At 44.3% G+C, this 15596-nt stretch carries 12 protein-coding genes and 4 tRNA genes; 1 reads left to right on the top strand and 15 read right to left on the bottom strand.

The genetic code is table 11. The features are described 5' to 3' along the window. Positions 1-9: 9 nt before the first annotated feature. From ispF to NQ541_RS04495, 10 genes are all read right to left on the bottom strand, one after another. Complete coding sequence (ispF, locus tag NQ541_RS04540) at positions 10-555, bottom strand: 2-C-methyl-D-erythritol 2,4-cyclodiphosphate synthase (protein WP_005609582.1); 546 nt, start codon at positions 553-555, stop codon at positions 10-12. A 1-nt stretch (position 556) separates the two neighbouring features. Further along, positions 557-1069 carry a hypothetical protein gene (locus NQ541_RS04535; RefSeq protein ID WP_005609580.1) on the bottom strand — a complete coding sequence of 171 codons (513 nt, stop codon included), beginning with the start codon at positions 1067-1069 and terminating at the stop codon, positions 557-559. Then, positions 1062-2372 carry an ABC transporter ATP-binding protein gene (locus NQ541_RS04530; RefSeq protein WP_005609578.1) on the bottom strand — a complete coding sequence of 437 codons (1311 nt, stop codon included), beginning with the start codon at positions 2370-2372 and terminating at the stop codon, positions 1062-1064. Before NQ541_RS04530 ends, NQ541_RS04535 begins: the two co-directional genes overlap by 8 nt. An 11-nt stretch (positions 2373-2383) precedes the next feature. Then, positions 2384-3232: an ABC transporter permease gene (locus NQ541_RS04525; protein WP_005609576.1), complete on the bottom strand. Its 849-nt coding sequence runs from the start codon at positions 3230-3232 to the stop codon at positions 2384-2386. A gap of 138 nt (positions 3233-3370) precedes the next feature. Next, a tRNA-Met gene (locus tag NQ541_RS04520) sits at positions 3371-3444 on the bottom strand. A gap of 14 nt (positions 3445-3458) precedes the next feature. Then, positions 3459-3531 (bottom strand) — tRNA-Val (locus NQ541_RS04515). 6 nt (positions 3532-3537) lie between these two features. Beyond that, positions 3538-3611, bottom strand: a tRNA-Met gene (locus NQ541_RS04510). Positions 3612-3625: 14 nt separating this feature from the next. Then, positions 3626-3698: transfer RNA gene (locus NQ541_RS04505), tRNA-Val, on the bottom strand. A gap of 244 nt (positions 3699-3942) precedes the next feature. After that, positions 3943-7698 (bottom strand): phosphoribosylformylglycinamidine synthase, encoded by a 3756-nt coding sequence (locus NQ541_RS04500; RefSeq protein WP_005609573.1) that lies wholly within the window; start codon positions 7696-7698, stop codon positions 3943-3945. 132 nt (positions 7699-7830) lie between these two features. Continuing rightward, positions 7831-8619: a TIGR01906 family membrane protein gene (locus tag NQ541_RS04495; RefSeq protein ID WP_005609571.1), complete on the bottom strand. Its 789-nt coding sequence runs from the start codon at positions 8617-8619 to the stop codon at positions 7831-7833. A gap of 77 nt (positions 8620-8696) precedes the next feature. On the opposite strand from NQ541_RS04495, the gene NQ541_RS04490 reads away from it, so the two are divergent. After that, entirely contained in the window at positions 8697-9587 is an 891-nt protein-coding gene (locus NQ541_RS04490; protein WP_005609569.1) for a LysR family transcriptional regulator, read from the top strand. 86 nt (positions 9588-9673) lie between these two features. Here the strand turns inward: NQ541_RS04490 and NQ541_RS04485 are convergent, their stop codons facing one another. From NQ541_RS04485 to NQ541_RS04465, 5 genes are all read right to left on the bottom strand, one after another. Next, positions 9674-12055, bottom strand: coding sequence for an ATP-dependent DNA helicase (locus NQ541_RS04485; RefSeq protein WP_005609567.1), 2382 nt, complete (start codon positions 12053-12055; stop codon positions 9674-9676). Beyond that, positions 12056-13006, bottom strand: a complete 951-nt coding sequence (locus NQ541_RS04480; protein ID WP_005609565.1) for an SPFH domain-containing protein — start codon at positions 13004-13006, stop codon at positions 12056-12058. It lies immediately after the preceding gene. Beyond that, positions 12997-13455, bottom strand: coding sequence for an NfeD family protein (locus NQ541_RS04475; protein ID WP_005609563.1), 459 nt, complete (start codon positions 13453-13455; stop codon positions 12997-12999). Before NQ541_RS04475 ends, NQ541_RS04480 begins: the two co-directional genes overlap by 10 nt. A gap of 204 nt (positions 13456-13659) precedes the next feature. Continuing rightward, positions 13660-15282, bottom strand: a complete 1623-nt coding sequence (gene ptsP / locus NQ541_RS04470; RefSeq protein ID WP_005609561.1) for a phosphoenolpyruvate--protein phosphotransferase — start codon at positions 15280-15282, stop codon at positions 13660-13662. Positions 15283-15284: 2 nt separating this feature from the next. Then, on the bottom strand, positions 15285-15542 hold the full coding sequence (locus tag NQ541_RS04465) for an HPr family phosphocarrier protein (RefSeq protein ID WP_005609559.1): 258 nt from the start codon (positions 15540-15542) through the stop codon (positions 15285-15287). Between the last annotated feature and the right edge of the window lie 54 nt (positions 15543-15596).

Raw genomic sequence — 15596 nt, 5'->3', positions numbered from 1 at the left:
TTTCTGATCTCACTGATTGTTCATTGCACAACAGCCTCCACACCCCGCAGCCGGTGCTGCAACATCTATACTGCTATAATTGGTATATTTCTCGATTGCACAGATTGCCTGAGAAGAAATCCCCTCACCTGTTCCGGTAAAGCCCAGGCCCTCTTCTGTCGTTGCCTTGACATTGATCTGATCGGTTTCCACGCCAAGTGCCTTTGCAATATTTTCCCGCATCTGATCAATATATGGACGCATTTTCGGACGCTGGGCAATGATCGTCGCATCAATATTTTCAACCACATATCCATTTTCATCCAGTAATGCTGCTACATGTTCCAGTAATTTGATACTTGAAATGCCTTTATACTGCGGATCTATATCTGGGAAATGCTTTCCGATATCTCCCAGTGCCGCTGCTCCCAGCAGTGCATCCATGATCGCATGCAGCAGAACATCTGCATCAGAATGTCCTAAAAGTCCCTTTTCATAAGGGATCTCAACTCCGCCAAGAATCAGTTTCCGGTCTTCTGTCAGTTTATGAACATCATATCCCATGCCTACCCGCATTTTATTTCACCTTGTCCCTTTCTGCCGGATTTTCTCCTTTACCGGCTTTTGCCTCGGTCTCCGCCTTTTCTTTATCTGCCTTTTTTTCAGCCGTCACTTTTTCCTTATCTGCCCTTTCCTTATCTGCTATTTTTTCTCCGGTGTTCACCTTGTTCTCTTTTTCTGCCTCTTTTCTTTCATTCCTGTCCGGTCCTGCCTCTACCATGACTGGTCCTTTTGATTCTTTCTTCGCATGGGATATTTCTGCCTCCTGCCATTTTATTTCATTTCCATCCGCTTCTGAAACTGAAAGCTCTTCTTCGACATTCTTCTCTTTTTTCATCTCAGCAAACACTTTTTTTGCCGCAAGAAATGCATAGACCGCTCCGACAATGACAAATATACCGCCGGCTACTCCCATAAATCCTGAATTAGCCGGATTCTTCTGAACAACTTCAATAAAAATATTCACTCCAAGATAGATCAGATATACTCCTAATACGATTCTGATCACATTTCCACCTTTTTTATTCATAATTGGTCTCCTTTTTTCTTGTGTTCTTCACTTTTTGTATCTTCATTTCCGGGAACCGCAGATACCCGTATGCATTGGTACTCCATCCTGCACTGCCCGGGATTTCAATCTTAAATGCTCTGGTAATATGATCCAGTATCCGTGGTTCTCCGCCCGCTGTCTTCTGATAAAACCCAATGCTGGCATAAAAGATTCCCTTCTCAAAGAGCTGTAATGGCATGCTCATTTCCATATCCTGCTCTCCTGTCGCAGGAAAATCTACCGGCTTTGACCAGAATGTTCCCAATCCCGAATCACTGTCCGTACGCAGCGTCAGACGGAACATGACATTTTTCAAAGGCTGCGTGGTCCTGACTCTGATCCTCAAATCCAGTGTTTCTTCCCTTGCAAAAACCGGAGTGATCTTTCCCTTCATGGTCAGATGCTCCATAAAGAGTCCCTGATTCCGCTGAAGGTTCAGAATGCGGGCGGCACGCTGCTTTTCTGCCAGATCCATGTCAGTCTCATTTTCTCCAACTGCATGATCCATATACACTGCGATGGCACCCTCTACTTCGCCGTCATAGATCACTTTTCCCTGATCCAGCACAATACATCTGTCGCACAGTCTCCGGATCGTATTCATATTATGGCTTACATATAAAACCGTTCTGTTCTCCTTTTGTGCAACTTCCCGCATCTTATCCAAACACTTTTTCTGAAATGCCATATCACCGACCGCCAGCACTTCATCCATGATCATGATCTCGCTGTCAAGATGTGCTGCCACAGAAAAAGCCAGCTTTACAAACATACCGGAAGAATATCGCTTGACCGGTGTATCAATGAACTCCCTTACCTCCGAAAACTCAATGATCTGTTCCATTTTGCTTCTGATCTCCGCTTTTGACATTCCAAGAATCGTTCCGTTCATGTAAATATTTTCTCTTCCGGTCATCTCTCCATTAAAACCGGTTCCGACTTCCAGCATGGAAGTCACTCTTCCATAGAGGTCAATCTCTCCTTCTGTCGGTGCCGTCACCTGTGCCAGCAGTTTCAGCAGGGTCGATTTTCCTGCACCGTTACTTCCAATGATTCCACACATTTCACCCTGACGGATCGTAAGATCAATCCCGTTCAATGCCATAAATTTTTGTCCGACCAGCCGTTCATCCTGCCCGATTTTTACATTTGGATCTTCTCTGCCCCGCTTTCTTGCAAACCAGGACTGAAGATCTGCCTGCAAAGTTCTTCCCCCGATATTCCCAAGACGATACTCCTTTTTCACCCCTGAAATTCGGATCGCCAGATTTTCCTTTTCCATTCCGTCCTCCTTTACACCGTATCCATAAATGTTCTTTCCACTTTATTAAATACGACTATTCCTCCTAGCATTACCAGTATTGTAAAAAGAAGTGAAACTCCGATACTCACCGGAAGAATATTTCCTTCCCCCAGTAAAATATAACGGAACATTTCCATCGGAGCAGTGACCGGGTTTAATAAGATTATTTTTTTCAGGATTCCTTCAGGTAAAATGCTCATTGGATAAACCACCGGTGTGCCATACATCCATAGTGACATTCCAAAGCCCACCATTACTGAAAGATCTCTGTATTTTGTCGTCACACTGGAGATCAGAATCCCGACTCCCATCCCCATGCAGCCAAGCCATAGTAAAAGTAAAAAAATCAGAAGAAGAGCTTCCCAGTGAGGACTGACAGCCCCTTTCCATATATAATATCCGAGCAGAATCACTACCAGCAGCATTTGGATTCCAAACCGGATCACACTACAGAGAACATTGGAAATCGGAACAGTCAGTCTCGGAAAATACACTTTTCCGAACAAACGTGCATTCGATGTAAACGTTGCCACATTTCCATTCAGACAGGAGGCAAAATAACTCCATACTGCATTTCCGCTCAGATAAAATAAAAGCTGCGGAATCCCGTCCGTTCCAAGTTTCGCAATATTTCCAAATACAACCATATACATAACACTGGTCAACAATGGATTGATAAAAAGCCATAACGGACCTAAGATCGTCTGCTTATAACTTACCGTAAAATTCTTCTGCGTAAATAAAAAGATCAGATCCCGATACTGCCATACTTCGTTCAACTTCAGGTCAAACCAGTTATGTCTTGCGGAGATGTGCTTATGATACTTTCTTTCGTACAAAATATTGTTCCTCCTGATTCTCTCATCTTTTCAAGTATACACCATCCGGTATCGCAAATACAACAGTGATCATTCGGGACGGATGCAGCTTATCAGGAGGCAACAAAAAAGAAGCTCCTCAGAGCTTCTCAAACCAAGTAGCGGGAACTGGATTTGAACCAGCGACACCACGGGTATGAACCGTGTGCTCTAGCCAACTGAGCTATCCCGCCATATTAAATTGATATGGGGCCTACAGGGCTCGAACCTGTGACCCTCTGCTTGTAAGGCAGATGCTCTCCCAGCTGAGCTAAGACCCCATATAGTAGCGGGAACTGGATTTGAACCAGCGACACCACGGGTATGAACCGTGTGCTCTAGCCAACTGAGCTATCCCGCCATATTAAATTGGTATGGGGCCTACAGGGCTCGAACCTGTGACCCTCTGCTTGTAAGGCAGATGCTCTCCCAGCTGAGCTAAGACCCCATATACCTGTATCTCTTGCGGTTCTGATTACTCTTTCCCGCAACCGACTTGCTTATTATACTATCATCTCATCGCAAATGTCAACACTTTTTTCAATTTTTTTAATTATCATCTCCGACTTTTGCCGTCCTTGCCTGACTTTTACGATCCTCAACTGCAGAATTTACAGAAAGACGGTTCTAAAAGCAGAAAAGTCCAGCAATCGCTGAACTTTTCTACAATCTGCAATATTTTACCGCAATTTTTATTTAAAATATTTTACACCTGATTCAAAAATCTTCAGATCCTGTTCTCCATAAATATTGATCGCAACATGATCCCCACGACGTTCTGAATGAGCCATCTTACCAAGTACACGTCCGTCCGGGCTTGTGATACCTTCAATCGCACGATAGGAACCATTAACATTCCACTCTTCATTCATGCTGATCTTACCTTCAGGATCACAGTACTGCGTTGCAACCTGTCCGTTAGCGAAAAGCCGGTCCAGCCATTCCTCACTTGCAACGAATCTTCCTTCTCCATGGGAAGCCGGATTCGTATAGACTCCGCCAAGCTCTGCTCCCTGCAGCCATGGGGACTTATTGGTTACAACTTTCGTATAAACCATCTTAGAAATATGACGGCCGATGGTATTGTATGTCAGGGTCGGTGAATCTTCCGTCTGACCTATGATCTTACCGTATGGTACAAGCCCCAGCTTGATCAGTGCCTGGAATCCATTACAAATTCCCAGTGCCAGTCCGTCTCTTTCATTCAACAATTTCTCTACCGCTTCTTTAATCTTTGCATTCTGGAATGCTGTTGCAAAGAATTTGGCAGAACCATCCGGTTCATCTCCTGCACTGAATCCACCCGGGAACATGATCATCTGTGCCTGTCCGATGGCTTTTTCAAATTCACCAACAGATCCTCTGATATCCTCTGCGTCCAGATTACGGAATACTTTCGTAATCACCTTTGCTCCTGCCCGCTCAAATGCACGTTTACTGTCGTACTCACAGTTCGTTCCCGGGAAAACAGGAATAAAGACAGTCGGTTGTCCGATCTTATGGCTGCAGATATGGATATCTGCTGTATTAAACAACTTTTCTTCTACTTTTTTATCAGAATCTGCTGCAGACTTTGTTGCAAATACTTTTTCAAGAGTACCTGTCCATGCCTGTTCTGCCTCTTTCAGACTGATCGTTACATCCCCATATGCCAGCACTGCTTCCTCAGTTACTGCTCCGATCTCTGTATAGTCAGCCACAAGGTTCTCCACTTCTCCCGCAGGTACCTCTGCAATGAGATCACCAAATGCCGGTGCGAACAGATCCTTTTTATCCACCGTTGTCTCAAGCTGAACTCCCAGTCTGTTACCAAATGCCATCTTACTTACAGCACTGGCAATTCCATGACGATCAAGTGCATAAGCGGAAACGATTCTTCCTTTCTGAATATCTTCATGGATCTTTCCATACTGCTCCATCACTTTCTCATAAACCGGAAGATCATTTTCATCTCTCTCAATCTTAAGCCATACAAGCTTATTTCCCGCTTTTTTCAGTTCCGGTGTGATGATATCCTGCTCCAGTGCCATATCGACCGCAAAAGATACCAGTGTCGGAGGAACATCAATATCCTGGAATGTACCGGACATACTGTCCTTACCTCCGATTGACGGAAGGCCAAATCCGATCTGTGCCGCATACGCTCCGAGCAATGCAGCAAAAGGCTGGCTCCATCTCTTCGGATCTTCGGTCATTCTGCGGAAATACTCCTGGAATGTAAAACGGATCTTACTATAATCTCCACCGGCTGCCACGATCTTTGCAACTGATTCTGTCACCGCATAAACTGCTCCGTGATACGGACTCCAGCTTGACAGATACGGATCAAATCCATAACTCATCATGGATACGCTGTCCGTTGTACCATTCTGTACCGGAACTTTTGCCACCATCGCCTGCGTCTCTGTCATCTGATATTTTCCGCCATGAGGCATGAACACTGATCCGGCTCCGATGGAACCGTCAAACATTTCCACAAGACCCTTCTGAGAGCATACATTTAAATCAGAAAGAGTATTCAGCCAGGTCTCTTTTACATCTTCTACTTCTTTTTTGATAAAAAGGCTGTCTTTTCTGGACGGCATCTCTACTTCTACGTCTGTCTCCTGATGTGCCCCGTTGGTATCAAGGAATGCACGGGAAAGGTTTACAATCTCTTTTCCTCTCCATACAAGAACCAGTCTCGGATCTTCCGTAACGACTGCTACAACCGTTGCCTCAAGATTTTCCTCTTTCGCATATGCCATAAACTCATCTACATCTTTCGGATCGACAACGACTGCCATTCTTTCCTGGGATTCGGAAATCGCGATCTCTGTTCCGTCCAGTCCTGCATATTTCTTTGGCACTTTATCCAGCTCTACCCGCAGTCCGTCTGCCAGTTCTCCGATGGCAACTGAAACTCCTCCGGCACCAAAGTCATTACACTTTTTAATCAGATGGCTGACTTCTTCTCTGCGGAACAGACGCTGGATCTTACGCTCTGTCGGTGCATTTCCCTTCTGCACTTCAGCTCCGCATGTCTCGATGGACTCCTCTGTATGAACCTTGGAAGAACCTGTTGCTCCTCCGCATCCGTCACGACCGGTACGACCACCCAGCAGGATAATGATATCGCCCGGATCAGAATTTTCACGGATCACTGCACGTCTCGGTGCTGCACCAAGCACTGCTCCGATCTCCATACGCTTTGCGACATAATCCGGATGGTAAATCTCTTTTACCAGTCCGGTTGCAAGACCGATCTGGTTTCCGTAAGAACTGTATCCATGTGCAGCCTCACGCACCAGCTTTTTCTGTGGAAGCTTTCCTTTCAGTGTCTCGTTCGCTGAAACCGTCGGGTCAGCCGCTCCCGTCACACGCATCGCCTGATATACATAAGTACGTCCTGACAGCGGATCACGGATTGCACCGCCAAGGCAGGTAGCTGCTCCACCAAACGGCTCAATCTCTGTCGGATGGTTGTGCGTCTCATTTTTAAAATTGATCAGCCATTCTTCCTCGACACCGTCTACCTTGATCGGTACAACGATACTGCACGCATTGATCTCATCGGACTCTTCCTGATCTGCAAGCTTTCCTTCTTTTTTTAGACGACGCATTGCCATCAGTGCCAGATCCATCAGGCATACAAACTTATCTTCTCTTCCTTTAAAGATCTCACTGTGATCTTTCAGATACTCTTTATATGTATCCTCGATGGCATCTCTGTAATCTCCGTCATCAAATTTTACATCTTTTAATTCTGTAGAAAATGTCGTATGACGGCAGTGATCTGACCAGTAAGTATCCAGTACACGGATCTCTGTCATCGTCGGATTCCGGTCTTCCTCTCCATGATAATACTTCTGGATATGCTGGAAATCTTTAAACGTCATCGCAAGACCAAGTGAATCATACAACTCTTTCAGTTCTGCCTCCGGCATATCTTTAAATCCGTCAAATACCTTTACATCTGCCGGTTCTTCAAATACCGTTACCAGTGTCTTCGGCTTCTCTGCAGCAGCTTCTCTTGAATCTACCGGATTGATGCAGTGATTCTTGATTGCTTCAAACTCTTCCTCTGATATATTTCCCTCGATCACATAAGTTACCGCTGTACGGATCACCGGTGTCTCATCTTCTTTGATAAATCTGATACACTGTTCTGCTGAATCTGCTCTCTGGTCAAACTGTCCCGGAAGAAATTCAACTGAAAAGCACCGATCTGTCTCATTCTTTGTAAAACTTTCTCTGTAAAGGATATCGACCGGAGGCTCTGCAAACACTCCGCCACATGCTTTTTCAAATGTCTCATCTGATATATTTTCTGCGTCATACCGGATCAGAACCCGTACCCCGGTCACATCTTTAATTCCGAGATAATGACGGATCTCATGTCCAAGCCCTTTCGCTGTTACGGCAAATTCCGGCTTTTTTTCCACATACACACGCTTTACATTACTCATATACAATCTCCTTTTCCTCTTATGTGCTTATTCCTTCACACCAAATTAGAATGAACCTGTTATGCTTATCGTATCATATAATTGCACATCCGTATAATTAATAAATTTAAACTTTATCATAAGCATTTCTAATCAGTTATCCATCCGGAAAGTTTCCACGGAACTTCTCATTGTTTCTTTTCTGCTTTTCACCCATAAAAATCCTCCTGTGATAACTGCACCTGCACCGAAAATCCACATGGACCACATTGCCATATCTGAAAAAAAGCCCTCCGGCAACATTCGGATCATATAGTCTTTTTCTGCATCAAACATCCACAGCCGGTTCGTAAAAACTTTTTCATGAAACCATGTAAACCAGTAATCAAAGTTCCGGCTGACCACAAATCCGGCCACAACGCCTGCCAGTAAAATCAGCCCCGCAATATTCCGGTACACTTTCCATAAGACCTTCCACAAAATTGTTTTTTCAGCACCTGTTTTTTCACAGAAGAAGCAGATCAGCAGAAATACAAAAGAAAAACTTGCGGTCACTCCTGCCATAAACCGGACTCTCTTGCTCCAGTCAAAAATCTGCTTTACATCCTTCATATGCAGCCGATCCTGCTCATTAAAAAAATCTCTCCATATTCCATCCACCGTAGTCTCTGCTTTCAGTTCTTCACGCTCTCCATTTAAATATGCCATCATCTCACGGGTTACATAAATTGTATCTCCCATTGTCATGTTCAATTCATCTAATACCCCGTATTTTTCATATTCCGCCCGGTACAGATCAACATCCGAATAAAGTACGAGTCGGACACTCGTGACCAGCCACACCGCTAAAAAAGAAACCGTCAGGATCAGTCCCAGGATCCGGCTTAAAATCAGACTTATTTTGCTTTTCACTTTTTCAGAAGATAAGACCCGTTTTTTCACAAATTTACTCCTTTTTGTTGTATTCTTTATGTATTTATCTTATAATACTATTATTACTTATTAGGAGGTCTAATAATATGATGGATATAAATTATGAACTATATAAGGTATTTTACCATGTTGCAACTACGCTGAATTTTTCAGAGGCGTCCAAGCAGCTTTTTATTTCTCAGTCTGCTGTAAGCCAGTCGATCAAGACACTGGAGCGGAAACTGGATCAGACACTCTTTATCAGAAGCACCAAAAAAGTCCAGCTTACCCCGGAAGGTGAGATCCTGCTCCGCCATATTGAACCGGCTATGAATCTGATCCAAAAAGGAGAGGCACAGCTTCTTGATGCAGCTTCTACCGGAGGTCAGATCCGTATTGGTGCGAGTGATACAATTTGCAGATACTTTCTTGTACCATACCTTGAAAAGTTTCACAAAATGTTCCCCAATGTACATATCAAAGTGATCAATCAGACTTCTCTGCATTGTACGGAACTGCTCAAGAACGGGCTGGTAGATCTCATTGTGGTCAATTATCCCAATGCCAGCCTGAATAATATTTCCGCATCCATGAAGATCAAGAATTTCCGTGATGTATTTATCGCAGGGAATAATTACGAAGAATTAAAAGAAAAAAAGATCTCTCTTTCAGACCTTCTTGCTTATCCGATCCTCATGCTGGATAAGAACAGTACCACCAATGAATTTCTCCACCGCCTGTTCCAGCAGCATCAGTTAGACCTTGTTCCTGAGATTGAGCTGACAAGCAACGATCTTCTGATCGACCTTGCACGCATCGGACTCGGAATTGCATTTATTCCTGATTACTGTATCTCCAAAGAATCTGACGGTATCTTCACCCTGGATATGAACGAAGAGATGCCGGAGCGTTCGCTGGTCATCGCATACAATGAGCAGCTCCCGCTTTCCAAGGCAACGCAGGAATTTCTGAGTTGCTTCCATCCGGTGGAAGAGTAATCCATTGGAAGAAGAATCCGGTGAAAGAATAAGTCTCATCCCCTCCTGCATCCGGTCTGCCCGGTTTCCCGGACACATTTTCCGGATCAGGTGGGATCTTTTTTCCAAAATTCTGTCAGCAGCTCTGTCACATTTTCCATCGTACATCTTCTACAGTCCGACCATTCTCGCGGAAACATTCTCCTATAATGCGGGCTTTGGAATCTTTCATCCATCAGAAGAATTACCCCTTTATCTTTTTCCGTACGGATCACACGCCCCGCTGACTGAAGTACTTTGTTCATTCCGGGATAGAGATAGGCATAGTCAAATCCCTCTGCTCCAAAATACTGCTTCAGGATCTCCCTTTCGTTGCATACCTGCGGGATTCCTGTTCCAACGATCATGGCTCCGATCAGACGATCCTGCGTCAGGTCGATTCCTTCTGAAAAAATACCGCCCATCACGCAGAATGCTACCAATGTCCCGCCCTGCTCTTTTTCAAATTTTTTCAGAAATTCTTCCCGTTCTTCCTCATCCATATACTGCGACTGAAGCAAAACTTCACTTTTCTTCCCAAGCTCCAGGAATTTTTCATACACTGCCTCCATCAGGCGGTAAGACGGGAAAAAAGCCATATAATTTCCCGTCTTACTGTCAATCGTTTTCCCTATATATTCTGCGATCCTGCTATACATTTCTTCTCCACGGCTCGTGTACTTTGTACTGATCCCTTCTGCCAGAAGTACACTCCGGTTCGTTTCCGGGAAAGTCGATTCTGCATAGACTGCATAATCATCCTGAACTACCGATAACAGAGACTTATAATACTGTATCGGCAGCAATGTTGCGGAAAAAAAGATCGTACTGTTGCCCTGTTCCAGACATTTTTGAAGATTCTCTGCCGGGTTAACACAGAAAAGCTTTACCATAAATCTTCCATCAGACTGCATTTCGCTGTATATCACATAATTTTTATCCAGCAGATCATGGATGTTCAGAAAACTTCGTAATCCAAAGAACAATGGAAGTATCTCTTCTTCCGTTCCATCCTGCCTTCCCTGCTCTCTCTGTTCTTCTAAATAACGTTCCATTTCGGTCAGAAGATTCATCGCCTTCAGTGCAAGGACAGATACGCTGTCCAGAATCTGATAATTTTCACACTCTCTTTTCAGTTCCAGAAATGCCTTATTCATGCTCTCCAGACTTCTCGTCAGCTTTTTATCTTTTCCCTTTACAATTCTTTTCACTTCAAGAACATCTTCCTTATACAGGCTCGCACTGTACATCTCACGTCCACGTTCCACAAGGTTGTGAGCTTCGTCAACCAGAAACAGATAGTGGTTATTTCCTCCGTCTGCGAAAAACCTTTTCAGATGTGCATTTGGATCAAATACGTAATTATAATCACAGATAATCCCATCTGCCCAGACCGAAAGCTCCAATGCAAATTCAAAAGGACAGATCTGGAACTTTTGTGCCTGCTCCTCAATCTCCTTTCTTCCCATTCCGCCGCCATTTTTCAAAAGGTCATAGACCGCATCATTAACCCGGTCAAAATGTCCTTTTGCATAGGGGCAGGCCTGTGGATTACACTCTGCTTTTTCACAAAAACAAATTTTTTCTTTCGCTGTCAGGGTCACTGAACGGAACTTCAGCCCTTTTTCCTTTAAAATAAAAAAAGCCTGCTCGGCAACCGTCCTTGTGATCGTTCTTGCAGTCAGATAGAAGATCTTCTCGCCCAGACCCTCTCCCATTGCCCTGACAGCAGGATAGAGAACTGCCATCGTCTTTCCTGTCCCCGTCGGTGCCTGGATAAAAAGCTTTTTCTTTCTTGCGATCGTGCGATATACAGATGCGGCAAGATTGAACTGCCCCTCCCTGTATGGAAATGGAAATTTCAGATTGCGGATCGTCTCATCCCGCATCCGCTCCCATTCAATCTGAAGCCTGGCCCATTTTTCATATCTATGCACCAGTTCTTTAAACCAGCTTTTCAGATCTTCCAGTGTATACTCTTCTTTAAACCGTCTTATTTCTTCAGTATCCAGATGACAATATGTCATCTGGATACTGATCTTTTCCAGTTCTTTTTCTTTTCCGTAAATATATGCATAGCATTTTGCCTGTGCCAGATGTACTCCTGCCGGTTTCTGAATCTGTTCCAGATTTCTCAGGACTCCCTTAATCTCGTCCACCGTCACCTGATGCAGCTTTCCATCTGAAGTTTCATCTGCAATGATCCCATCTGCCCTGCCTTCTATCCTCAGAGTAAATTCCTGACAAGGAACAGAAATTTTCAGCGGTACTTCTGCCTGATATCCCGATCCCATACTTTTCTGGATCTTCCGGTGAAGCCGGCTTCCCATCAACATCGCATCCTTTTCCGCAGTTCCTGCCGTAATACGATTATCAATATCGCCTTCTTTTAAAATAAATTCCACGAGATTTCTGACTGAGATCCTGATGACTTTTTCTCCCGATTCCAATTAATCCACCTTTTCTGTCACATCCGGGCGTGCTACTTCTGCGATGGTCTTCGTAAGCCCTGCAATGCCTTGCAGATCAGAAGGAATAATGATCTTTGTTGCCTTGCCGTCAGCTGCTTTCGCAAATGCATCCAGACTCTTCAGTGTCAGCACTGCCTCATCCGCACCGGCTTCCTTGATGTACTCAATCCCTTCCGCAGTCGCTTTCTGTACAGTACGGATGGCTTCTGCCTGACCTTCTGCTTCTTTGATCCGCTTCTGCTTCTCAGCTTCCGCTTTCAGGATTGCTGCCTGCTTGGATGCTTCTGCTTCCAGGATCACCGACTCCTTCTCACCTTCTGCTACAAGGATCGTAGATTTCTTTTCACCTTCCGCACGGAGAATTGCCTCTCTTCGTTCACGCTCCGCCTTCATCTGCTTTTCCATGGCATCCTGAATTGCTTTCGGCGGCATAATATTTTTCAATTCTACACGGTTTACTTTAATTCCCCATTCATCTGTCGCAATATCCAGGATCGTACGCATCTTGGAGTTGATCGTCTCACGGGAAGTCAGTGTCTCATCCAGTTCCAGATCACCGATAATATTACGCAGCGTTGTTGCTGTCAGATTTTCGATCGCCGCAATCGGGCTTTCTACCCCGTATGCATACTTCTTCGGGTCAGTGATCTGATAGAATACGACGGTATCAATCTGCATCGTAACATTATCTTTTGTAATTACTGCCTGCGGTTCAAAGTCAACGACCTGTTCTTTCAGTGAGACTCTTCTCGCGACACGATCCAGGATCGGCATCTTAAAATGAAGTCCTACCCCCCAGGTTTCTTTATATCCTCCAAGTCTTTCAACTACATACGCATGTGCCTGTGGAACAATCTTGATATTGCTCACGATCAGTAAGATCGCAATTCCAAGTATGATCACCCAGACAATTAAAATAGCTAATCCCATGATTTCTTTTCCTCCTTAACCGGTCTTAAGATTAATTTTACACCGGAGATTGCCGTCACCGTTGCAAGACTGCCTGCTTTGATCTTCTGATCGTCTTTTTCTGATCTGGCAGTCCATTCCAGCCCGTTGGCAAATGCCGCACCGGTCTGTTCATAATTATCCACCTGCTCCGTTACCCTGACCGTCCTGCCGATCAGTTCATCACAATTTGTCTTTTCATGATGCCTGTTGATATATCTCGTTGCAAAAGGCCTCGTAAAAATCAGGAGCAGAACTGATACCACGATAAACGCAATACACTGCCATGCAACTGTTGCTCCGGCAAGAGCAACAAATAATGCGATCAACGCACCTCCGGCAAGCCAGATACTGGTCAGTCCGACTGTGGCAAGTTCTACAACAAGAAATAGGATCATCAGTCCAAGCCACAGAAAAACTTCTTTTTCCATATAACTCCTTTCCCTGCTTCTCTTTTGTATTCATAATATGAGCAGTCATGTTATTATTATCATAATCGTATTTTCTCTTTTATACAACTTATTTTTCTTTTAAGTTTCTAAAAAAAGTCGCGAAAAGAAAAAAAGAAGAAAACCGCCCCGGAAAGACATCTCAATCCCCCGGTTCGGTAATCTTCTTTCTGCAAAATCAATAACTTATTCGCACTCTCTGATCCTCTTTCTCAGCGGCAGCACAAGTGCCGGAGATACAGACAGCTCGTCCAGTCCCATCTTAAGAAATTCTTCCGTAAGTTCAAGATCTGCACCAAGCTCTCCACAGATACCGATCCATTTTCCCTCTGCATGTGCATTGTCTGCCGCCATTTTGATCATGGCAAGCACTGCCGGATGATGCGGATCATAAAATGTATCCAGCTTCTGGTTCTGACGGTCGATCGCCAGTGTATACTGCGTCAGGTCATTCGTTCCCACACTGAAGAAATCCACTTCCTTCGCAAGTTCACGGCTTATCATCACTGCTGCCGGTGTCTCGATCATGACACCAAGCTCTACATCCTCTTTATAAGGGATGCCCTCTGCCTTCAGTTCTGCCTGCACTTGTGCAATGATCTCTTTGATCTTCTTTACTTCACTTACAGAAATGATCATCGGGAACATAATAGACAGATTTCCATATACTGCTGCACGATAAAGGGCACGTAACTGAGTCTTGAAGATTTCCGGTCTTGTCAGACAGATACGAATTGCTCTGTATCCCAGTGCCGGGTTCTCTTCTTTGTCAAGATTAAAATAATCTACCTGCTTATCTGCTCCAATATCAAGTGTACGGATGATAACTTTCTTTCCTGCCATGCTTTCCGCAACCTGCTTGTATACTGCAAACTGCTGCTCCTCTGTAGGAAATGTGCTGTTCTCAAGATAAAGGAACTCACTTCTGAACAGACCGATTCCACCTGCATCATTTTTAAGTACTGCTCCAAGGTCGGAAACATTTCCAATGTTCGCATAAACATTGATCTTCTGACCGCTCCTGGTCACATTTTCCTTTCCCTTTAACTGATTCAGAAGCTCTTTCTGCTCCAGATCCTTTGCACGCTTCTCCTGCATTCTGGCAAGTGTCTCTTCATCTGGATCTACATAGAGGATTCCCGTAAATCCGTCAATCACTGCCATCTTTCCGTCATACTGAGATGAAAGAGTTTCTCCCAGACCGATCACTGCAGGGATATTCATGGTTCTCGCAAGGATGGCTGTATGGGAATTAGCTGAACCGTACATCGTCGCAAATCCAAGTACCTTACTCTTATCCAGCTGAACTGTCTCACTTGGAGCAAGATCATCTGCTGCAATGATACACGGCTCAGTCATCTCTTTTACTCCTGCACTGACTCCACAGAGAATATCCAGCACACGCTCCGATACATCTTTTACATCGGCTGCTCTTCCCTGCATATAAGCATCATCCATTGATGCGAACATCTGTGCAAAGTTATCCGCTGTCGTCGCAACGGCATACTCCGCATTTACTTCCTGAGAACGGATAATATTTTCAATTGATTCAAGATAATCCAGATCTTCAAGCATCATCTGATGGATCTCAAAGATCATGGCATTTGCTTCTCCCACATCTTCCAGAGCTTTCTCATAAAGCTCTTTTAACTGGTCAACTGCCTGACCTTTTGCGGCTTCAAAGCGTTTCCATTCTGCATCTGCATCACTGATATGCTCTCTTTTGATGACTTTTTCATTTCTCTTATAGAACATCAGTTTTCCAATGGAAACACCGCCAAACACGCTTTTCCCCTGAATTGTTATCATAATTATAAGTTCTCCTTGAAGAATGCCTCTAATTCTGCTGTTGCTGTCTCTTCGTCCTCTCCGTCTACCTTAATCGTAACTTCTTCGCCTGTCTTAACACCAAGCCCCATAACTCCGAAGATTCTCTTCGCATCAGCACTCTTCTCACCTTTTACGATCGTAACTGCTGACTTATATCCTGCTGCCTGCTTTACAAGGATTCCTGCAGGTCTTGCATGGATTCCTTCCGGGTCTGTTACCACATATTTAAATTCTTTCATAGTTATATCCTCCTTTTATTAAGACGTTGCGTTCATTATATAACACATCCCATC

This window comes from [Ruminococcus] lactaris ATCC 29176, from assembly GCF_025152405.1.
Lineage (GTDB): Bacteria > Bacillota > Clostridia > Lachnospirales > Lachnospiraceae > Mediterraneibacter > Mediterraneibacter lactaris.
This window is presented reverse-complemented; position numbering and strand designations above follow the sequence as displayed.